Raw genomic sequence first — 19,207 nt, 5'->3', positions numbered from 1 at the left:
CTCCTCGTTGCGATCACTTCACGTGTCTTGGATTGGCGTGCGATATGGACGAATTTTGGGTCTTTGGCTACGGATCGCTGATGTGGAATCCGGGCTTTCCCTATGAAGAAAGAGTGCTTGCCCGGCTCGGCGGTTATCGTCGTTCCCTCTGTGTGCGCTCCTATGTTCACCGCGGAACCGAAGATAGGCCCGGCCTGGTGCTGGGGCTCGACCGCGGCGGCTCCTGCAAGGGTGTCGCCTTTCGGGTCGCGCCATCTTCGTGGCAGTCCACCGTTGACTATCTGCGCGAACGCGAACTCGTCACCAGCGTCTATCTCGAGCGCCACGTCCGCACCCAGCTTTCCGACGGCCGCTCTGTCCGGGCGCTCACCTACGTCATCGATCGGGCCCACCCGCAATATGCAGGCGCCGTCACGGTCGAGGAGGCGGCGCAGATCGTCGAGGGCGCCGTCGGTCGCTCTGGTCCCAATCCGGTCTATGTCGCCAATACCGTCGCCCATCTCAGGGAAATCGGCATCCGCGACCACTGGCTCGAGAGCGTGGCTTCCGCCATCACCGCGAACGGAGCCTGAAGCCCCAAACGCATTCCTGTCTTGAATGCGCTTAGAGCGCTCCGAGTTCCTTCAGCCTGTTCACGGCCGTGGGAGGCAGCGGCAGCTGCGGGTTATCCTTGGCCGTCTTGATCAGCAATTCGTCGCTTGCCGCCTCCAGGCGTTCCATCAGGGTTGCCTGCATGACGTCGGGATCGAGACCCGGCTCGATCGGCGGCAGGATGCGGACGACGAAGTGACCCGGAAAGCGCAGGAACTTGCGGCGCGGCCAGAAGAGACCGGGATGCATGGCGACGGGCACGACGGGCACGTTGATGTCGCGGTAGAGACGGGCGATGCCATATTTGTATTCCGGCGGCGCGCCCGGCGGGCGGCGGGTGCCCTCGGGATAGATGATCAGCTGGCGACCATTGGCCATTTCCAACTTGGTCCGTTCGATCACTTGAGCCATGACCTTGCCCTTGGCGCCGCGATTGACCGGGATCATCCGCTGCTTGGCGACATACCAACCGAAGACCGGGATCCACATCAGCTCGCGCTTCAGGATGTAGACCGGATCATCCAGCCAGGGAAGCAGCGCATAGGTGTCCCAGAAGGACTGGTGCTTGGGCGCCAGAATATAGCCGCCGCTCTTAGGAATGTTCTCCAGCCCCTCGACCGTAAACGTTGTACCTACGATTTTCTCCATCAGCCAGTGATTGGCGCGTGCCCAGTCCTTCGGCACAAAGAAGGCCTTCTTGCGCGGCAAGAGGAAGTAGATCGGCGACAGCACGATCATCCTGAGGATGAGGTTCGCGTAAAAGGCGATGTTGAAGAGAATGGAACGCAGGGCAATCATATCGTGGGGCTCTCGAGGGCGGGCGAAACCGTCATTAGAGCAAAAGTCCCGCCAGCAAAAGCGCTAGCTTCTTCTTGCTGGTCAGGATGTGCGTCCAGATTCGGTGATTTCTCCGTCCGGACGCAGGCCCTGATCACGGCTCCATCCGGTCACGCCCCTGACATAGGCAATCACCGTCTTCCCGTATTCGGCCAGCATGGTGCGCATCGCATCCGGCTCGCTGTACCAGGCGCGCGTCTTCAGATCGGCATTGACCACGGGATAGCCGATGAATTCGGTGTCTGGATCGCTGCGGCGCAATTCCATCAGGCTGCGGGAGAGATGGTAGTTGCTGGTGACGACTAGGATGGAGCGATAGCCCTTGTCACGGATCCAGATCGCCGTCTCGTTGGCATTGCCGATCGTGTCGATCGCGGCATAGCCGATATCGACGCAGCAGTCGAAGAGGTCGGGTGAGGTGCGCGTCGCCTTGCGGATCTGGCCTGCGGTGGTCGCGGGATTGACCCCCGAGATCAGAAGTCTTTCGCCGTAGCCGCGCTTCAGAAGATCGATCGCCTGCTCGATGCGCTGGTACCCTCCGGTCAGAACGACGATCGCATCTGCCTTCACCGTCTCGGGCGGACGCATGTTGCTCACCGAATCAGCGAAGATCAGAAAGCCGGCCACCAGCACCGCGGCGCTGAGGATCACGAGCATCCCGCCATAGCGCAAAGCCCGGCGTATCAGGCCTTTGCGCGCAAAGAGGCCGTCTCCGGAAGGAGGGCGGTCGCCGTCACGCAGCGGTTGATTCGAGGTCATCCGATCCATGCTCATAGCCCGTGAATAGCCGGGATTTCCCACAGCGAACAGGCGGCTTTAAGGCAAGTCAACATGCGAGATTTCATCAATCGTCGAGAAGGCCGTCCGTGCGGGCCGGATCGGAGCGAATGAGATCGATTTCATAGATCGTGCGCATGACCGTCAGGCGCGCCGTGATGGTGGTCAGAAGCGCGATCACGATCATCGTCGCGAAGATGCCGAGATAGCCACCCCAGCCGATCGTGAAGGTACCGAAGAGTGCCGTCGCCTGGTCGCTTTCCGGTGTTGCCAGCGAGCGGCTTTGCCAGAAACTGGCAAGTGCAAAAAAGCTTGCTGCCAGCACGGCTCCGACGGCTGCGCCCTTCATGCTGATCTTCAGAAAGTGTTTCTGAAACTCCTGGGCGACGAAGCTGCCCTCCGCGCCGACGAAATGCAGCACCTCGATTATGTGGCGATTGCCCGACAAGGCACCGCGCGTCGCAAAGACCACCGTCAGCACCATCGCGGTGAAGACGAGGATCAGGATGCCCGAGCCGATCAGCACCGTCGTGCGGGCCATCTGCACCAGCCGGTCGACCCAGGTGCGATGGTCGTCGAGGAAGGCCTGTGGCACTTCTTCATTCAGAAGCGCGCGCATGGCGTCGAAGTCTGGCGGATTGGTCTCGTCGATGGTGATCACGATCAGTCGTGGAACGGGCAGGTCTTCGAGGTTGAGCCCCGTGCCGAGCCAGGGTTCGAGCAGGCGCGCTGTTGCGCTGTCATCCATGATCTGGCCGTCACGGGTGCCGACGAAGGTCAGCGCCAGATCGCGCGCCTTCACAAGGGCGGCCCCCATGTCTAGGCCTTCTTCGGGTTTGATCTGGATGGTAATCTCGCGAGAGATCTCGCTCTGCCAGCCGGCGGCCGTGGCGCGGACCATGGAAACGCCGCCAAGCGTCAGGCAGGCGAGAAAGGCCATGATGGCGATCACCACCATCAGCGCATTGCCCTGGATGTTCGACGGCGGCAGGATCGGACCTGTCGGCCTCACCGTCATCTCGATGCGGCGCTTCTTTTGACCAGGCGTCTGGTTTGGGTTCTGGGGGATCTCATTCATAGATGTCGAGCCGCCCGTCGGTGAGGATCATGCGGCGTGCATCCACCTGGTCCATCAAGGCCAGATCATGGGTGGCAATCACCACCGCCGTGCCGAGACGGTTGAGCTCCAGGAAGAGGCTCAGGAGCCGGCGTGCCATGGGCGGATCGACATTGCCTGTCGGTTCGTCTGCGAGGAGGATCTCCGGCCGGTCGATCAGCGCGCGGGCAATGGCCACGCGCTGCTTCTCGCCACCCGAAAGCACCGGCGGCAGCACGTTGATGCGCTCGCCGAGGCCCACCCATTTCAAGAGTTCAATGACATCCTGCTTGTAGGTCTGTTCGGCTTTGCCGCGTACGCGCAAGGGGAGCGCCACGTTCTCATAGGTCGTCAGGTGGTCGAGTAGGCGGAAATCCTGAAAGACGATGCCGACGCGACGACGGAGCATCGGCAGTTCATTGCGGGGTATGCTGGTGATATCGCGGCCAAAGCTCTTGATCAGTCCGCGCGTCGGCTGCAGCGACATGAAGAGCAGACGTAGAAGCGTCGTCTTGCCGGCGCCCGACGGGCCGGTCAGGAACTGGAAGGACCCCTTCGGCAGGTCGAAGGTCAGGTCGCGGAGGATCTCCGGTCCCATCCCATAGCGCAGGCCGACATTTTCGAAATGGATCAAAGGGGGCCCAGTCTGACGTGTCCGAGGTCTGGGGCGCGTAAACGACGATCGTAAACGGCCGGTAAACATGCCCCAGGGCGCCTGGCTTTCTCAGCCGTCTTTCCGAAGCATTAACCAATTGAATTTACGACTGGTGAGGATTCGTTTCAACCGCCGACTTTCGGGGTATCCGATTTTGGCTGTGCGAAAGGTCCGCACACATGAGCGCTTTCCGTCACCAGAAGCAGGCCGCCGCCGCGGACCTCGATCTCCTGCCGCCGGATCGTGCCCGCCGACGGATCGATCACCAGCACCAGCGTGCCGCGCGTCACGAAGTCGTCGATGCGCAGTTCGTCACGGTCCGTGAGACCCCGAAGGCATCGCCGCGCCCGGCTGCATCCGCGTCTTCGGCATCACTAACTCCCGATCTGAGCGCGATCCTCCGCACCGCAGTCTACGCCATCGAACAGCGTCTGCAACGGCTGTCGGACGTCGCTTTCTCCCTTCTGGTGGCGATTGCCTTCGTTTCCATCTTCTCGCTTGCCGGGCAGTTGGTCTTCGGCGACGGTGAGCATCCGGAGATTGCCGCCAAGCCGCTTGACTTCACGCATGTCAACCTGACGCCACAGGACCGCAACGGGATGCGTGTTCTCCTGCTCAATGCCATCGTCGAGAACCGCACCGCCCGGGAAGTGTCGGTGCCCAAGCTTCGTGCCGATCTTCTCATCGACGGGCAGGTGATCGCCAGCACCTATATCGAGCCGCCAGTGTCGAGCCTCGATGGCGGCGAGAGCCGCGGCATCGTCACCCGTCTCCAGCATCCCGGTGGAAAAACGCCGGAAGTCCGGCTTTCCTTCGAAGAGTCGGGTGCCTAAGCCCTTGCCAGTGTGCTAAGGCCCTTGCCTTTCCGGCATGCCGCCGGCCAAGGACCTGAGGTCGACAAGCGAGGAGTTCCCCATGCCCGTAGTTCGCGGAAAGAACATCGAACCGCTCTTTACCGCCGAGCAGATCCGGCAGCGTAATCTCGAACTCGCCCAGGATATCATCAAGGGCCCCTGCGACGACCTCCTGGTCATTTCGGTGCTGAAGGGCTCGTTCATCTTCGCCGCCGACCTCATTCGTGCGTTGCATGATGTCGGCCTCGCCCCCGAAGTCGAATTCATCACCCTGTCCAGCTATGGCACAGGCATGGTCTCCCAGGGCGTGAAGATCATCAAGGACATCGACAGCGACGTGAAGGGGCGCAATATCCTCCTGATCGACGATATTTTGGAGTCCGGCCGCACCCTGCTTTTCGCCAAGGAACTGATGTTCGAGCGGGGTGCCGCCAATGTCACGATCGCCGTGCTTCTCGACAAGAAAGTGAAGCGAAAAGAACAGTTTGAGGCTGACTATGTCGGCTTCGAATGCCCCGACTATTTCGTCGTGGGCTACGGCATGGATGTGGCCTATGCCTTCCGCGAACTGCCCTTCGTTGGCGTCGTCACCGGCGACGCGTGAGCCGTTTCAAAAGGAAACATCTCGCCCCCTGACGGCAGTGAGCTGTTAACCATCACGCCGGACGACCAGTCCGGCGTTTACCACTCGACAAGGAAAGTCTGGTGATTTGCCTCTCGCAAGGCTGAAAAGAACGCGGGAGAAGACTTCAACCATGGCGAGAATCCTCATCACCGAAGACGAAGACTCCCTGCGCTCCTTCGTGGCGCGTGCGCTCCGCCTCGACGGTCACGAGACGCATGAAGCCGCCGATGGCGCGGAAGGTCTCGAAAAGCTCTCCGAAGGGGCCTTTGACCTGCTTCTGTCGGATATCCGCATGCCCGTCATGGACGGCATCGAGCTTGCGCATCGCGCCCATTCCGAATTTCCGGCCATGAAAATTCTGCTGATGACCGGCTATGCCGAGCAGCGCGAACGCGCAGACGACCTCTCGGCAAAGATCGTCGATGTCGTCTCGAAGCCCTTCGCGCTGCCGGATATTCGCAAGGCCGTTGCTTCGGCGCTTGCCGGCTGAGGCAGCCGACTACATCGCTCAACAAACAAACGCCCGCTGATGCGGGCGTTGTCGTTTCTGTAAAACCGCTACGGCCTCACTGGATGTCGAGCAATCGCTCCAGATAACGCCGCTCGATCTCGGGGCTCGAGTTCTCGCCGAGTTTCTCGCGGATCGCTTCGAGGATTTCGCGGGCACGCTGGACATCGATCTCGTCGGGAACCTTGACCTGCTCGCCGAAATCCGGACCGCTGGTGGCGCGGGGGCGGCCGAGGGGATCGCGACCATCCTGATTGCCCTGACCCTGACCCATCTGCGGACCCTGGCCACCCTCGCCCTGCTGCGCCTGCATCATCTGGTTCATCATGTCGCGAGCGCCCTGGCGAAGCGCCTCCATGGCGCGTCCCTGGCCTTCGACGGCCGGGCCGCCCTGACCCTGGCCAAGCGCCTCGCCGGCGCCCTGCATTTCCTGCTGGGCTTCGCCGAAACCGGGGCCGGGCTCCATTCCCATGCCTTCGAGGCCTTCCTGCAATTCGCCAAGCTGCTGGCCAAGCTGCTCCTGTTGTTCACGCAGCTGTCGGAGCGCCTCGCGCAATTGCTCGGCGGTTATGCCGTCCAGGCCCTGCTGCCCCTGCTCGCCCTGTTGCTGCTGACCCTGCTGCTGCTGGCCTTCAGCGCCTTCTTCGCCCTGCTGCGGATCGCCGCGTTGCATGCGGTCGCGCAGCGCCTGATCCAGACGGAAGGTCTCGTCCATCAGCCGTTGCTGCTCCTGCATGATCTCGCCGAGCTTGTCGATCTGGCGGCGGGCTTCGCTGTTCTGCTGCTGCTGGCCCTGCTGCGGGCGTCCGGCCTGCAGGTTGTTCATCATCCGCTGCAGTTCCGAGAGCAGCTGCTGTGCCTGGTCGCGATTGCCGGAGCGGGCGAGGTTCTCCAGCTGGTCGAGCATGTTGTCGAGATCCTGCTGGCGCAGCATGTTCTGGGCATTCTGCTGCGGCTGGCCCTGCTGGTTGGGCATGCGCTGCGCGAGGGCCTGCAGGAATTCCTGCATTGCCGAGCGCAGCTCTGCCATCAGCCGCTGGATTTCTTCATCAGAGGCGCCGTTTTCCAGGGCATCGGACAGCGCCTGCTGGGCGTCGCGCAGGCGTCGTTCGGCGAGTGACAGGTCACCATCCTCGATGCCGAGCGCGATTTCCCAGAGATAGTCGGCGGTATCCTTCAGCTGTTCTTCGCCGCGCGCCATGTTCATGCGGGCGCGGGCGCTTTCCAGCGCAATGAAGTTGCCGAGATCGGGGATCGTCTCGTCTGCGCGCAGCACCAGTGCTTCGTTCAGCGCGATCGCCTGCGGCATCTGGCGGGTGTCGAGCGCAAAGACCTTGCGCTGCTCGGCAACGGCTGCTGCGAGCGGCTCGTTGAAATTGCGGCCGGGCAGCCGCATCTCGATCGGCTCGCTGCGGCCGGTCTGGCCCGCACCGTCGGTCGCCACCAGCGTGATTTTCACCATCTGGCCAGCGAGCGGATGCTCTGTGATGTTGCGGCTCGCCACGCCCTTGGTGTCACGGGCATTGTGACGCGGCAGGTCAAGCTTGTAGTCCGGATGCGGATAGAGCGGCGTCGCGCCGGCTTGCTCCTCCAGCGGGAGGATCTCGGCATGGGCCTTTTGCAGGCCATAGTCGTCCTTGGCGGTAAAGGCGATTTCGAGTGCGCCGTTGATGGCGCGGCGCGGTGTGCCGTCAAAGGCGATCTCGGGTGCCCTGTCCGGTGTGACACCGATCGTCCAGGTTCGGTCGGCCACGCGCAGTTCGCCGGCCTCGTTCAGTTCCAGCTCATGGGTGCGCGCGACCATCGGGGCGTTCGGAGCCGGGGCCGGGGGCGGCGTCGGAACGGCCGTCTGACTCCTTGCGTCAATCTCGGAGCCTGCCGTTGGCATGCGGGCAGCATCGTCCTTCTCGGCGACGTCGAGAACTGTGCCGTCCGCCTGTTTGACGAACAGAACCTTCTCGTCCGAGGGGCCGCCGCTGATGCGCACGGTGACCTTGGACTTCTGCGGCACGGTTACGCCGGCCACGTCCTGGGTGCCGAGGCCAGACAGGAAGACCGGCGGCTGGCCTGTATAGCCGGGTGGCGTGATCCAGGCGTCGATGCGAAGTGCCGGTGCCTCGCTTTCCGGCACATGCTGGCGGAAGGCGTCGGCAATCTGGCCTGCGCCATTGGAGCCGGAATAGGCGAGCGCCGTCACGAAGAGCAGGGCCGGCACGGCGCGCAGGGCATAACGGTCGTAGCGGGCGATGTCCGGCTGCGGCAGGCCTGCATCGAGCGCTGCAATGCGCTCGGCCATACGCCGCTGGTGTTCCTGCCAGAGGGCGCGGGCGAAGGGCGTGTCGGCGGAGAGCTGATCGTCCTGCACCGCCACCGGCTGGTGGGCCAGCCCATTGCGCTCTTCAAGCAGCCTGTCGGCTTCCGGAATGCTCGGCAGACGAACTTTGAGGAAGGGCAGGAAGGAGGCGACGAAGGCAAAGACGAGGATAAAGACGATCGCGAGGCGGACGAGATCCGGGACCTCACGATAAACGCCGAACCAGGCGAGCGCGACGAAAAGGGCGGCAATGCCGAAGACTGGCAGGAAAAGCGGCAGCAGGCGTTCGGCAAACAGCACGGAGCGAGCGAGCACACGCTTGACGCCGACGCGCCGCGCAAGCTTCGGGTCGTCCTTCAAGGCGCCTTTCCTGTGGCCGGCCGGGCGGGAAGAGCTCATCCGTCTGGTCTCCGAGAGCGCCGCGCATTGTCACGGCTGATTGTTCTCGAAGATAGCAGTCTTTGTGGCGAAGACGAGGGCGACACATAAAAGGCGGGAGTTTTTCCCGCCTCATCGCCGAATTGTGAATGGTTCAGGCGAGCCAGTCCGGGACGCTGTCGAGTGCGATCAGGTCCTCATAGGTCGGACGCGGGCGAATCACGTGAAAGTCGTTACCGTTGACCAGCACCTCCGGCACCAGCCTGCGGGTGTTATAGGTTCCGGCCTGGACGGCGCCATAGGCTCCAGCGGAGCCGACCGCGATCAGATCGCCCGGCTTCGGCATTGCCATTTCGCGGTCGAGCGCCAGATAGTCGCCGGTCTCGCAGACGGGGCCCACGACATCGGCTTTGATACGCGGGGCGTTCGCTGCCGAAATCACCACCGGCTTGATCTCGTGATAGGCCTCGTAGAGCGTCGGGCGGATCAGGTCGTTCATCGCGCCGTCGACGATGACGAAGGTCTTGTCGCCGCCGTCCTTCACATAGATGACCTCGGTCACCAGGATGCCGGCATTGCCGACGATCAGGCGGCCGGGCTCGGTCACGATGCGGCAGTTCAGCTCCGAAAGCTGGTCCTTGACGATCTTCGCATAGGCGTCGGGCTCGGGCGGCGGATTGTTGTCGTCCTTGTAGGGGATGCCCAGGCCTCCGCCGACATCGACGTGGTCAATGCTGTGACCATCGCCGCGCAGCGTCTCTACGAGTTCGCGCAGCAGGCGGAAGGCGTCTTCGAAGGGCTGCAGATCGGTAATCTGGCTGCCGATATGCATGTCGATACCGGAGACCTGGATGCCTTCCAGCGTCGCTGCACGGGCATAGACGGCGCGGGCGCGCTCGTAGGAAATGCCGAACTTGTTTTCCTTCTTGCCGGTCGAGATCTTAGCATGGGTCTTGGCATCGACGTCAGGATTGATGCGGAAGGAGACATGCGCCTTCTTACCGGCCTTGATGGCGCGCTGGTTCAGGATTTCCAGTTCCGGCTCGCTCTCGACGTTGAAGCAGTAGATGCCGGCTTCGAGGCCTAAATCCATCTCGCTCGGCGTCTTGCCGACGCCGGAGAACATGATGCGCTCTGCCGGGATGCCGGCTGCCAGCGCGCGGCGGAGTTCGCCTTCCGAGACTACGTCTACGCCGGCGCCGAGGCGACCCAGCGTCTTCAGAACGGCCTGGTTGGAATTGGCCTTCATCGCGTAGCAGACGAGCGCATCGACGCCATCAAAAGCCTTGGAAAAGACCTTGTAGTGACGCTCCAGCGTCGCCGTCGAATAGCAGTAGAAGGGCGTGCCGACGGCGCGCGCGATCTCGGGGATGGCCACGCCTTCGGCGTAGAGGACGCCGTCGCGATACTCGAAATGGTTCACGGGTTAAGCCCTGTCAAAGAAGCGGATCGAGAAGGAAGGGGCTGTCCGGCGTTGCCGGCGCCTCGGCACCGCGCTGGTTCTGCTGGCTCGCAGGTGTGCTCGGCGGATCTAGATCGCCCTTGCGGCCGCAGGCGGACAGAGCCAGCGAGGCGGCCAGCACAATAGAGAGCGTAAGCGTCGTGCGTTTCAGCGAATTCACCATGACCCGGTCCATGAAGATATTGTTGTGCTAGCGTGTACAGAAAAAAGGGGCGCTTGTGCACCCCTGATCTCGTGATGTGTCGCGCATGTGCGCGTGATCGATTGCCCTGTCAGTTGCGGGCCCGCCACCAGGCAATCTGCTTCCTGACTTCGGAAGGCGCCGTGCCGCCAAAGCTCTTGCGGCTGGCGACCGAGGCTTCAACCGTCAGGACGTTGAAGACGTCGGCCGTGATTGCCGCATTGATGCTCTGCAGTTCTTCCAGCGAAAGCTCCGCGAGATCGCAGCCCTTCTTCTCGGCCATGGCAACGGCATTGCCGGTCACATGGTGGGCGTCACGGAAGGGGAGGCCGGCTTCCCGCACCAGCCAGTCAGCAAGGTCGGTCGCGGTCGAGTAACCGGAGCCCGCAGCCGCTTTCATCTTGTCGGTGCGGATGGTCATGTCGGTGACCATGCCGGTCATCGCGGCAATCGCCAGTTCCAGGCTTTCGGCGGCGTCGAAGACCTGTTCCTTGTCTTCCTGCATGTCCTTGGAATAGGCGAGCGGCAGGCCCTTCATGACGGTCAATAGGGCAATCAGCGAGCCGTTGATGCGACCAGTCTTGGCGCGCACCAGTTCGGCGGCGTCAGGGTTTTTCTTTTGCGGCATGATCGACGAGCCGGTGGAGAAGGCGTCCGACAGGCGGATGAAGCCGAATTGCGGCGTCGACCAGATGACGATTTCCTCGGCGAGACGCGACAGGTGTACCGCGCAGATCGAAGCGATCGAGAGGAATTCGAGCGCAAAGTCACGGTCGGAGACGGTATCGATCGAATTGCGGGTCGGCTCGCGGAAGCCGAGGGCTGCCGCCGTCATGTGGCGGTCGATCGGGTATCCGGTACCGGCAAGCGCTGCGGCCCCGATCGGGCTTTCGTCCAGATGCTCGATCGCATGGCGCACGCGCTGGCGGTCACGGCCGAACATCTCGACATAGGCCATGCAGTGATGACCGAAGGTCACCGGCTGGGCTGTCTGGAGATGGGTAAAGCCAGGCATGACGGTGTCGGCATGTTCTTCGGCTCGGTCGAGGAAGGCTGCGATCAGACCGGACAAAGCTGCTTCCGTCTTCTGCAGTTCTTCTTTCACCCAGAGGCGGAAATCGAGCGCCACCTGGTCGTTGCGCGACCGGGCGGTATGAAGGCGGCCGGCGGCCGGGCCGATCAGTTCGGCAAGGCGCGCCTCGATGTTCATATGGATGTCTTCGAGCTTGCGCGAGAAGACGAATTGACCGCTTTCAATCTCTGACAGGATCGTGTCCAGGCCGTGAAGGATCTTGTCTTTATCTTCGTTCGAGATAATGCCTTGTTGCGCCAGCATGGTCGCATGCGCTTTTGAGCCGCGGATATCCTGGGCGTAAAGCTTCTTGTCGAAACCGATGGAGGCATTTATCTCCTCCATAATGGCCGAAGGGCCCGAGGCGAAGCGACCGCCCCACATCTGGTTGGAGGATTTGGTGTCCTTGATGTCCTCGGCCATGAAGTGCCCGTCCTGGAGAATGACATGACAGAAAAGAAACCCGCGGGCCTCTTCCCTACCAAGCTGGTTGCGATTGCGGCGGTGGCCGGCATCGTCGCCGGCGCGGCTGCGGTATACGTGAATCAGACCATGTCTGGCAATGCCGTGGAGACCGCAGATGCCGCGCAATGCGAGGGATCCGTCGCCAGGGCGGAGGCGCTGACGCCCTATCTGAAGGGCGATGTCGCGGCCATGATCCCGGTCAGCGAACCGAAGCTCATCCAGGGGCTGACCTTCCAGGACAAGGAAGGTACACCGATGACCATGGCAAACTTTGCCGACAAGACGGTGCTGATCAATCTCTGGGCGACCTGGTGTGTGCCCTGCCGTGAGGAAATGCCAGCTCTCAACAACCTGCAGACGGCGGCTGGGGGTGAGGCGTTTCAGGTGCTTGCGATCAATATCGACACCGGCGATGTCGAAAAGCCACAGACCTTCCTCGAGGAAACCGGCGTCGACGCACTCGGTCTCTATCGCGACGCTTCCATGGGCGTCTTCAACCAGTTGAAGCGCGAGGGCCTTGCCTTCGGTCTGCCGGTCACGCTGCTCGTTGATGGCAGGGGGTGCCTGCTCGGTAGCATGAACGGTCCGGCCGTCTGGGACGGCGCGGACGCCAAGGCGTTGGTGATGGCGGCAGCGACGGGCAGCTGAACCGCTGCCCGCTATCGGTCAGTCCTGAAACAGCCGCGGCCTGAGGATTTCGATGAAGCCCTCATCGCCCTTCGCCTTGGCGAAGTCGGGGGAGACGTCGAATTCGACGGTCGTGCCATCTGTCGTTCCGGCAAGCACCCGTCGCGAGCCTGGGCGATCCAGAACCCGCTGGATGGTTGCCGCGACACCCTTTGAGGCATCTTCGCTCCAGACGACATCGGTCGGACGGAAGAGAAGCTCGGCCGGTCCATCCTTCAGGCCGTCCGCCGCATAGGTCATGTTGCAGACGGTCGCCTGTCCGTTCACAACACTCGCCTTCAGCGCATTGGTGTCGCCGAGGAAGCGCATGACGAAGGCGTTGGCCGGATGGCGGCAGACTTCTTCCGGCGTGCCCTGTTGAACGATCTTGCCCTTGTCGAGGATGACGACGCGATCGGCGAGGTCGAGCGCTTCTTCCTGGTCATGGGTGACGAAGAGCGTGGTGATGCCGAGTTCGTCATGGATGGAACGTAGCCAGCGGCGCAGGTCGCGGCGCACATTGGCGTCGAGCGCGCCGAAGGGCTCGTCGAGCAAAAGCACGCGGGGATCGACCGCAAGCGCACGGGCAAGCGCCACGCGCTGGCGCTGGCCGCCGGAGATCTGGCCGGGAAAGCGCTCACCCAATCCAGCGAGCTGGACGAGGGAGAGCAGTTCTTCGACCCGCCGATCGATGTCGGCGGTCGAGCGCTTCAGCTTCGAGACCTTCATGCCGAAGGCGATATTCTCGGCGACCGTCATATGCGGGAAAAGCGCATAATGCTGGAAGACGAAGCCGACGCCGCGATCGCGCACGGGAATGTCTGTCGCATCCTCTTCGCCGAAATGGATCTGGCCGCCATCGGCAAATTCGAGGCCGGCGACCATGCGCAGGATGGTCGTCTTGCCGGAGCCCGAGGGGCCGAGCAGCGCCACCAGTTCGCCGCTCTTGATGTCGAGCGAGACGCCATGCACGGCGCGGAAGGTTTCGAAGGTCTTGACGACCGTGTCGAGGCGAATGTTCACGAAATCTTCTCCGAAGTATTGCCGGCGAGCGTGGCCGGTCGGTTCCGGCGTCCTGCGCCCTGGCGTTCGAGCAGAACCTTGGCCACCAGCGTGACCAGTGCCAGCGCGGCGAGCATTGAGGCGGCAGCGAAGGCGCCGACGGCGTTGTAGTCCTGGTAAAGCAGCTCGATATGCAGCGGCAGCGTATTCGTCTGGCCACGGATGTTGCCGGAGACGATCGACACGGCGCCGAATTCACCCATGACACGGGCATTGCAGAGCACGACGCCGTAAAGCATCGCCCATTTGATGTTGGGCAGCGTCACCGACAAGAAGGTGCGCAAACCGCTCGCACCCAGCGAGGTTGCAGCCTCCTCGAGATCGCGCCCCTGCGCCTGCATCAGCGGGATCAGTTCGCGGGCGACGAAGGGTGCGGTGACGAACATCGAGGCGAGCACGATGCCCGGCAGGGCAAAGAGGATCTTCAGGCCGGCGCTGTCGAGGGTGGGGCCGAATATGCCCTGCAGGCCATAGACGAAGAGATAGGCGACGCCGGCGACAACAGGCGAGACCGAGAAGGGAATCTCGATCAGGATCGTCAGCAAGCGCTTGCCGCGAAAATCATGCTTGGTGATCGCCCAGGCGGCCGCCACGCCGAAGATGGTGTTGATCGGTACCGCAATCAGCGCCGTCATCACCGTCAGCCATATGGCATGGCGCGTGTCGGGGGCAGCGATCGTCTCGAGGAAGAACGGCACGCCCCTGGAAAAGGCCTCTAGGCCGATCACCGCCATTGGGGCGACCACGAAGAACAGGACGAGAAGCAGCACCGCGCCGATCAGCGCGTATTTGAAAAGGGGCGCATCGCCGACGCGGGGCGGGCGTCGTCCCGAGGTTGACTGGCTCATGGTTCAGCCTTTCACCGTGTAGCGCAGGGCGCGGGCCTGCAGGTAGTTGGTCACCGCCAGCATGACGAAAGCGGCAAACAGCATCACAGAGGCGATCGCGGCCGATGCCGGATAGTCGTATTCCTCGAGCCGGATGAAGGCGAGAAGGGCCGTGATCTCGGTCGAGAAGGGCTGGTTGCCGGCGATGAAGATGATTGCGCCGAACTCGCCGAGGCTGCGGGCAAAGGCGAGCGAGGTGCCGGCAAGCAAGGCAGGCGTCAGAAGCGGCAGTATCACGCGGCGGAAGATCGACCAGTCGCTGGAGCCGAGCGTCTGGCCGGCTTCTTCAAGCGCCGGGTCGAGCTCTTCCAGCACCGGCTGTACCGTGCGCACGATGAAGGGCAGGCTGGTAAAGGCCATGGCGACCATGATGCCGAGCGGCGTATAGGCGACCTTGATGCCGATTTCGCCAAGCGCCGAGCCAAACCAGCCGTTCGAGGCAAACAGCGTCGTCAGCGAAATACCGGCAACGGCCGTCGGGAGCGCGAAGGGCAGGTCGACCAGCGCGTCGACAATACGGCGGCCGGGAAAGCGATAACGCACGAGAACCCAGGCAAGCGCGAGACCAAAGACGAGATTGAATAGGGTCGCCACCAGCGCCGAGCCGACCGTCACGCCATAACTCGCCACGGCGCGTTCGGAAGATACGATGCGCCAGTAGTCTGCGGGTCCAAGGCTTGCTGCCTTGAAGATCAGGGCTGCCAGCGGCAACAGGATGATGATCGCGGCATAGACCAGCGTGATCCCGAGGGACAGTCTGAAGCCCGGCAATATGCGGCGTGTCAACGTCGTCGTCCTTTCATGAGAAAACCGGCGGATGATCCGCCGGTCCTGACATCGATCGAATACCGTGCTTAGCGGCTGCCATAGATTCCATCAAGGATGCCGCCTTCGGCGAAATGCTCCTCGGAAACCTTGGCCCAGCCACCGAACGCATCTTCGACGGTCACGAGGCGGATCTCCGGGAACTGGTCCTTGTATTCGGCAGCAACCGCCTCGTCATGGACGCGGTGACCGAATTCAGCGGCGATCTTCTGACCTTCCGGCGAATAAAGGAAGTCGAGATACTTCTTGGAGAGTTCCTGACTTCCCTTGGCATCGGCAACCTTGTCGACGATCGCGACCGGGAATTCGGCGAGCAGGCTCACAGAGGGAACCACCTGCTGGAACTTGTCTTCGCCATATTGCTTGGCGATCGACTTGGTCTCGGCTTCAAAGGTGATGATCACGTCGCCGATCTCGCGCTCGACGAAGGTCGTCGTTGCGGCGCGGCCACCGGTGTCGAAGACCGGCACGTTGTCGAAGATCTTGTCGACGAATTCCGTCACCTTGGCTTCGTCGTCGGCGAACTTCTCCTTCGCGTAGGCCGTGGCCGCGAGATAGGTGTAGCGGGCATTGCCCGAGGTCTTCGGGTTGGGGAAGATCACCTGCACGTCGTCACGGGCGAGATCGTCCCAGTCCTTGATGCCCTTCGGATTGCCGGCACGCACCAGGAAGGACGGGAAGGAATAGAAGGGCGAGGCGTTGTTCGGGAATTCCGACTGCCAGCCTTCGTTGATGAAGCCGTTCTTGGCGAGGAATTCGACGTCCGACACCTGGTTGAAGGTGACCACGTCAGCTTCAAGTCCCTCGACGATCGCACGCGCCTGACGCGAGCTGCCGCCATGCGACTGGTCGATGGTCACACCCGGATTGGCGTTGATGAAGGCTTCATTCTGGGCTGCAAAGATTTCGCGTGCGATGTCATAGGAGGCGTTGAGCAGCTTGTCTGCGGCGCTGGCTGAAACCGGCAGGGAAAGTGCTGCGAGGGCGGCGCTCAAGAGGAGGAGGCGTTTCATGGACTGGTACTCCGGTATGCGGGGGATCTCTATCTGCCCCGCAAACTAGAGGGTCGGCCCGTCTCTTCCGAGGAATGGCCGACCAATGATTGCCCGGAGGGGCAAATATCTTTCCGCCGGAGGGTCCCCCGCCGGAATGGTCCATCAGCGCGTCGGAACCGGCACTTCGCCGCGATAGTCGTAGAAGCCGCGGCCAGACTTGCGACCGAGCCAGCCGGCCTCGACATATTTGACCAGCAGCGGGCAAGGACGGTACTTCGAGTCCGACAGGCCCTCATGCAGCACCTGCATGATCGAAAGACAGGTATCGAGACCGATGAAGTCAGCCAGCTGCAGCGGGCCCATCGGGTGGTTTGCGCCGAGCTTCATGGCCGTGTCGATCGCCTCGACCGAGCCCACGCCTTCATACAGCGTGTAGATCGCCTCGTTGATCATCGGCAGCAGGATGCGGTTGACGATGAAGGCCGGGAAGTCTTCGGCCACCGTGATCGTCTTGTCGAGCGAGGAGACAAAGTCCTTGGCGGTGGCGAAGGTGGTCTCGTCGGTCGCAATGCCGCGCACCAGTTCGACGAGCTTCATGACCGGAACCGGGTTCATGAAATGGATGCCCATGAAGCGCTCTGGCCGATCGGTGGCAGAGGCAAGGCGGGTGATCGACAGCGAGGAGGTGTTGGTCGCAATCAGCGCTTCGGGTTTGAGCACCGGGCAGAGGGCCGCGAAGATCTTGCGCTTGACGCTCTCGTCTTCCGTTGCCGCCTCGATGACGAGATCTGATGGAGCGAGATCGTTGACATCGGACGAGCCCGAAATCAGGGCAAGGGCTGCCTTGCGCTGTTCATCGGTGATCTTGCCGTTGGTCACCTGGCGGGCGAGGTTGCCGTTGATCGTGGCGAGACCGGCTTCGATCCTGTCCTTGGAGAGGTCGTAGATCGTGACCTTGTAGCCGGCGGCAGCGGAGACCTGCGCGATGCCGCAGCCCATCTGGCCGGCACCCACGACACCCACGTTGCTGATCTTACCCGTCATCGTCTCGCTCCTCACCCGTTCCAGACTTCACCCAAGAAAATGCCGGGCCCGTTTATCGCGGGCCCGGCTGATTGATAGACCGCAAAGGGTTCTTTGACCAGTCCTTTCGCAGTTGCGAAAGGGTGATCACAGTGCCTTCTCGAGCTCCGGCAGGGCCTCAAAGATGTCGGCGACGAGGCCGTAATCGGCGACCTGGAAGATCGGCGCTTCCTCGTCCTTGTTGATCGCGACGATGACCTTCGAGTCCTTCATGCCGGCGAGGTGCTGGATGGCACCCGAGATGCCGCAGGCGATGTAGAGCTGCGGGGCAACAACCTTGCCGGTCTGGCCGACCTGCCAGTCGTTCGGGGCGTAGCCGGCGTCGACAGCCGCGCGCGAGGCGCCAACGGCGGCACCCAGCTTGTCGGCGACGGGCAGGATCACTTCCTGGAATTTCTCCGAGGAGCCAAGTGCGCGGCCACCGGAAATGATGATTTTGGCAGACGCCAGTTCCGGACGGTCGGACGAGGACAGCGCGTCGGAGACGTGGCTGGAAACGCCGGGGTTTGCGGCAGCAGAAACGGTCTCGACAGCAGCCGAACCACCTTCAGCGGCGGCGGCGAAGGAGGCCGTGCGGACGGTGATCACCTTCTTGGCATCGGTCGACTGCACCGTCTGGATCGCATTGCCGGCATAGATCGGACGCTTGAAGGTATCAGCCGAAACCACTTCGGTGATTTCAGACACCTGCATGACGTCAAGCAGGGCTGCGACGCGCGGCATCACGTTCTTGCCGACCGAGGTGGCAGCCGCAATGATCGTGTCGTAGGAGTCGCCGATCGAGACGATGAGCGCGGCCAGCGGCTCTGCCAGGTTGTTGCCGAGCGAAGCGTCGTCGGCGAGCAGCACCTTGGAGACGCCCGAGAGCTTGGCAGCAGCATCAGCGGCCGCCTTTGCGCCGGAACCGGCGACTAGCACATGCACATCGCCACCGATCTGAGTGGCAGCCGTCAGCGCCTTCGCGGTCTGTTCGGAAACGGTCGCGTTGTCGTGTTCTGCGAGAAGAAGAATAGCCATTTTACGTTTCTCCTGTCCGTTCCGATTACAATACGCCGGCTTCGTTCTTGAGCTTGTCGACAAGCTCTGCCACCGACTTCACCTTGATGCCCGCCTTGCGGCCACCCGGCTCCTCGGTCTTCAGAACCTTGAGGCGCGGGGCAACGTCGACGCCGAAGTCGGACGGAGCCTTCTTGTCGAGCGGCTTCTTCTTGGCCTTCATGATGTTCGGCAGCGAGGCATAACGCGGCTCGTTCAGGCGCAGGTCGGTGGTGACGATCGCGGGCAGCGTGACGTCGATGGTCTGCAGACCACCGTCCACTTCGCGGGTCACGGTCGCCTTGTCGGCGCCGAGTTCGAGCTTGGAGGCAAACGTCGCCTGGCCCCAGCCGAGCAGCGCTGCCAGCATCTGGCCGGTCTGGTTCGAATCGTCGTCGATTGCCTGCTTGCCGACGATGACGAGGCCCGGAGCCTCGGCTTCCACCACGCCCTTCAGGAGCTTGGCGACCGCGAGCGGCTCGACGGTCTCGTCGGTCTCGATCAGGATGCCGCGATCAGCGCCCATGGCGAGTGCGGTGCGAATGGTTTCCTCGGCCTTAGCAGGGCCGATGGACACGATCACCACTTCCTCAGCCTTGCCGGCTTCCTTCAGTCGCAGGGCTTCCTCGACCGAGATCTCGTCGAAAGGATTCATGGACATCTTGACGTTGGCGAGCTCGACGCCGGAACCATCCGGCTTGACGCGGATCTTGACGTTGTAATCCACAACCCGCTTGACTGGGACGAGTATCTTCATGGGTTCCTCTCTTCAAATCTTCTGCCGGAAAATGCGCGTTGATGCGCTCCGCCGTTTGTCGATTGGCGACATCGATACGCAT

At 62.4% G+C, this 19,207-nt stretch carries 20 protein-coding genes; 5 read left to right on the top strand and 15 right to left on the bottom strand.

Going from position 1 to position 19,207, the window contains the following annotated elements:
- Nucleotides 1-44: 44 nt before the first annotated feature.
- Nucleotides 45-572 (top strand): gamma-glutamylcyclotransferase, encoded by a 528-nt coding sequence (locus D4A92_RS04385; RefSeq protein WP_203018371.1) that lies wholly within the window; start codon nucleotides 45-47, stop codon nucleotides 570-572.
- Between the two features lie 31 nt (nucleotides 573-603).
- Here the strand turns inward: D4A92_RS04385 and D4A92_RS04380 are convergent, their stop codons facing one another.
- The 4 genes from D4A92_RS04380 to ftsE form a co-directional block, all read right to left on the bottom strand.
- A complete protein-coding gene (locus D4A92_RS04380; RefSeq protein WP_203018369.1) occupies nucleotides 604-1,389 on the bottom strand; it encodes a lysophospholipid acyltransferase family protein in 786 nt (261 codons plus the stop codon).
- An 81-nt stretch (nucleotides 1,390-1,470) separates the two neighbouring features.
- Complete coding sequence (locus D4A92_RS04375) at nucleotides 1,471-2,187, bottom strand: YdcF family protein (RefSeq protein WP_203018367.1); 717 nt, start codon at nucleotides 2,185-2,187, stop codon at nucleotides 1,471-1,473.
- An 85-nt stretch (nucleotides 2,188-2,272) separates the two neighbouring features.
- On the bottom strand, nucleotides 2,273-3,283 hold the full coding sequence (locus tag D4A92_RS04370; RefSeq protein ID WP_203018365.1) for a cell division protein FtsX: 1,011 nt from the start codon (nucleotides 3,281-3,283) through the stop codon (nucleotides 2,273-2,275).
- Complete coding sequence (gene ftsE / locus D4A92_RS04365; protein ID WP_054149910.1) at nucleotides 3,276-3,935, bottom strand: cell division ATP-binding protein FtsE; 660 nt, start codon at nucleotides 3,933-3,935, stop codon at nucleotides 3,276-3,278. Before ftsE ends, D4A92_RS04370 begins: the two co-directional genes overlap by 8 nt.
- A 200-nt stretch (nucleotides 3,936-4,135) precedes the next feature.
- Between ftsE and D4A92_RS04360 the strand changes: the two genes are divergently transcribed.
- From D4A92_RS04360 to D4A92_RS04350, 3 genes are all read left to right on the top strand, one after another.
- On the top strand, nucleotides 4,136-4,789 hold the full coding sequence (locus D4A92_RS04360) for a hypothetical protein (RefSeq protein WP_203018363.1): 654 nt from the start codon (nucleotides 4,136-4,138) through the stop codon (nucleotides 4,787-4,789).
- An 82-nt stretch (nucleotides 4,790-4,871) separates the two neighbouring features.
- On the top strand, nucleotides 4,872-5,414 hold the full coding sequence (gene hpt, locus D4A92_RS04355; protein WP_203018361.1) for a hypoxanthine phosphoribosyltransferase: 543 nt from the start codon (nucleotides 4,872-4,874) through the stop codon (nucleotides 5,412-5,414).
- A 151-nt stretch (nucleotides 5,415-5,565) separates the two neighbouring features.
- Nucleotides 5,566-5,925 carry a response regulator gene (locus tag D4A92_RS04350; RefSeq protein WP_006724553.1) on the top strand — a complete coding sequence of 120 codons (360 nt, stop codon included), beginning with the start codon at nucleotides 5,566-5,568 and terminating at the stop codon, nucleotides 5,923-5,925.
- 76 nt (nucleotides 5,926-6,001) lie between these two features.
- Here the strand turns inward: D4A92_RS04350 and D4A92_RS04345 are convergent, their stop codons facing one another.
- From D4A92_RS04345 to argH, 4 genes are all read right to left on the bottom strand, one after another.
- Nucleotides 6,002-8,656 (bottom strand): TIGR02302 family protein, encoded by a 2,655-nt coding sequence (locus D4A92_RS04345; RefSeq protein ID WP_203018360.1) that lies wholly within the window; start codon nucleotides 8,654-8,656, stop codon nucleotides 6,002-6,004.
- A 133-nt stretch (nucleotides 8,657-8,789) separates the two neighbouring features.
- A complete protein-coding gene (lysA, locus tag D4A92_RS04340; protein ID WP_203018358.1) occupies nucleotides 8,790-10,058 on the bottom strand; it encodes a diaminopimelate decarboxylase in 1,269 nt (422 codons plus the stop codon).
- Nucleotides 10,059-10,071: 13 nt separating this feature from the next.
- Nucleotides 10,072-10,260, bottom strand: coding sequence for an LPS translocon maturation chaperone LptM (gene lptM, locus D4A92_RS04335; protein WP_203018356.1), 189 nt, complete (start codon nucleotides 10,258-10,260; stop codon nucleotides 10,072-10,074).
- A 109-nt stretch (nucleotides 10,261-10,369) separates the two neighbouring features.
- The gene (argH, locus tag D4A92_RS04330) at nucleotides 10,370-11,773 is read right to left on the bottom strand and encodes an argininosuccinate lyase (protein WP_203018354.1); all 1,404 of its coding nucleotides are present in this window, start codon (nucleotides 11,771-11,773) and stop codon (nucleotides 10,370-10,372) included.
- Between the two features lie 24 nt (nucleotides 11,774-11,797).
- Between argH and tlpA the strand changes: the two genes are divergently transcribed.
- The gene (gene tlpA / locus D4A92_RS04325) at nucleotides 11,798-12,463 is read left to right on the top strand and encodes a thiol:disulfide interchange protein TlpA (RefSeq protein WP_203018352.1); all 666 of its coding nucleotides are present in this window, start codon (nucleotides 11,798-11,800) and stop codon (nucleotides 12,461-12,463) included.
- 18 nt (nucleotides 12,464-12,481) lie between these two features.
- On the opposite strand, the gene D4A92_RS04320 is transcribed toward tlpA, so the two are convergent.
- The 7 genes from D4A92_RS04320 to D4A92_RS04290 form a co-directional block, all read right to left on the bottom strand.
- Nucleotides 12,482-13,504 (bottom strand): sulfate/molybdate ABC transporter ATP-binding protein, encoded by a 1,023-nt coding sequence (locus D4A92_RS04320; protein WP_203018349.1) that lies wholly within the window; start codon nucleotides 13,502-13,504, stop codon nucleotides 12,482-12,484.
- Nucleotides 13,501-14,391 carry a sulfate ABC transporter permease subunit CysW gene (gene cysW / locus D4A92_RS04315; RefSeq protein WP_203018347.1) on the bottom strand — a complete coding sequence of 297 codons (891 nt, stop codon included), beginning with the start codon at nucleotides 14,389-14,391 and terminating at the stop codon, nucleotides 13,501-13,503. Before cysW ends, D4A92_RS04320 begins: the two co-directional genes overlap by 4 nt.
- A 3-nt stretch (nucleotides 14,392-14,394) precedes the next feature.
- The gene (gene cysT / locus D4A92_RS04310) at nucleotides 14,395-15,216 is read right to left on the bottom strand and encodes a sulfate ABC transporter permease subunit CysT (RefSeq protein WP_203018345.1); all 822 of its coding nucleotides are present in this window, start codon (nucleotides 15,214-15,216) and stop codon (nucleotides 14,395-14,397) included.
- Between the two features lie 68 nt (nucleotides 15,217-15,284).
- Nucleotides 15,285-16,268 (bottom strand): thiosulfate ABC transporter substrate-binding protein CysP, encoded by a 984-nt coding sequence (cysP, locus tag D4A92_RS04305; protein WP_203018343.1) that lies wholly within the window; start codon nucleotides 16,266-16,268, stop codon nucleotides 15,285-15,287.
- 144 nt (nucleotides 16,269-16,412) lie between these two features.
- Nucleotides 16,413-17,294, bottom strand: coding sequence for a 3-hydroxybutyryl-CoA dehydrogenase (locus tag D4A92_RS04300; protein ID WP_203018341.1), 882 nt, complete (start codon nucleotides 17,292-17,294; stop codon nucleotides 16,413-16,415).
- Nucleotides 17,295-17,420: 126 nt separating this feature from the next.
- Nucleotides 17,421-18,350 (bottom strand): electron transfer flavoprotein subunit alpha/FixB family protein, encoded by a 930-nt coding sequence (locus D4A92_RS04295; protein ID WP_203018339.1) that lies wholly within the window; start codon nucleotides 18,348-18,350, stop codon nucleotides 17,421-17,423.
- Between the two features lie 25 nt (nucleotides 18,351-18,375).
- Nucleotides 18,376-19,125, bottom strand: a complete 750-nt coding sequence (locus D4A92_RS04290) for an electron transfer flavoprotein subunit beta/FixA family protein (RefSeq protein WP_203018337.1) — start codon at nucleotides 19,123-19,125, stop codon at nucleotides 18,376-18,378.
- Nucleotides 19,126-19,207: the final 82 nt, after the last annotated feature.

The organism is Rhizobium rosettiformans (genome assembly GCF_016806065.1).
Classification (GTDB): domain Bacteria; phylum Pseudomonadota; class Alphaproteobacteria; order Rhizobiales; family Rhizobiaceae; genus Allorhizobium.
Note: the sequence above shows the minus strand (reverse complement) of the source record. Positions and strands in the feature narration are given on the sequence as shown.

Excerpts from the sequence above, each read along its gene's own strand:
- D4A92_RS04385 (WP_203018371.1), top strand. The coding sequence starts at position 45 with ATGGACGAATTTTGGGTCTTTGGCTACGGATCGCTGATGTGGAATCCG.
- D4A92_RS04380 (WP_203018369.1), bottom strand. The coding sequence starts at position 1,389 with ATGATTGCCCTGCGTTCCATTCTCTTCAACATCGCCTTTTACGCGAAC.
- D4A92_RS04375 (WP_203018367.1), bottom strand. The coding sequence starts at position 2,187 with ATGACCTCGAATCAACCGCTGCGTGACGGCGACCGCCCTCCTTCCGGA.
- D4A92_RS04370 (WP_203018365.1), bottom strand. The coding sequence starts at position 3,283 with ATGAATGAGATCCCCCAGAACCCAAACCAGACGCCTGGTCAAAAGAAG.
- D4A92_RS04360 (WP_203018363.1), top strand. The coding sequence starts at position 4,136 with ATGAGCGCTTTCCGTCACCAGAAGCAGGCCGCCGCCGCGGACCTCGAT.
- hpt (WP_203018361.1), top strand. The coding sequence starts at position 4,872 with ATGCCCGTAGTTCGCGGAAAGAACATCGAACCGCTCTTTACCGCCGAG.
- D4A92_RS04350 (WP_006724553.1), top strand. The coding sequence starts at position 5,566 with ATGGCGAGAATCCTCATCACCGAAGACGAAGACTCCCTGCGCTCCTTC.
- D4A92_RS04345 (WP_203018360.1), bottom strand. The coding sequence starts at position 8,656 with ATGAGCTCTTCCCGCCCGGCCGGCCACAGGAAAGGCGCCTTGAAGGAC.
- lptM (WP_203018356.1), bottom strand. The coding sequence starts at position 10,260 with ATGGTGAATTCGCTGAAACGCACGACGCTTACGCTCTCTATTGTGCTG.
- argH (WP_203018354.1), bottom strand. The coding sequence starts at position 11,773 with ATGGCCGAGGACATCAAGGACACCAAATCCTCCAACCAGATGTGGGGC.
- tlpA (WP_203018352.1), top strand. The coding sequence starts at position 11,798 with ATGACAGAAAAGAAACCCGCGGGCCTCTTCCCTACCAAGCTGGTTGCG.
- cysW (WP_203018347.1), bottom strand. The coding sequence starts at position 14,391 with ATGAGCCAGTCAACCTCGGGACGACGCCCGCCCCGCGTCGGCGATGCG.
- cysP (WP_203018343.1), bottom strand. The coding sequence starts at position 16,268 with ATGAAACGCCTCCTCCTCTTGAGCGCCGCCCTCGCAGCACTTTCCCTG.
- D4A92_RS04300 (WP_203018341.1), bottom strand. The coding sequence starts at position 17,294 with ATGACGGGTAAGATCAGCAACGTGGGTGTCGTGGGTGCCGGCCAGATG.
- D4A92_RS04295 (WP_203018339.1), bottom strand. The coding sequence starts at position 18,350 with ATGGCTATTCTTCTTCTCGCAGAACACGACAACGCGACCGTTTCCGAA.
- D4A92_RS04290 (WP_203018337.1), bottom strand. The coding sequence starts at position 19,125 with ATGAAGATACTCGTCCCAGTCAAGCGGGTTGTGGATTACAACGTCAAG.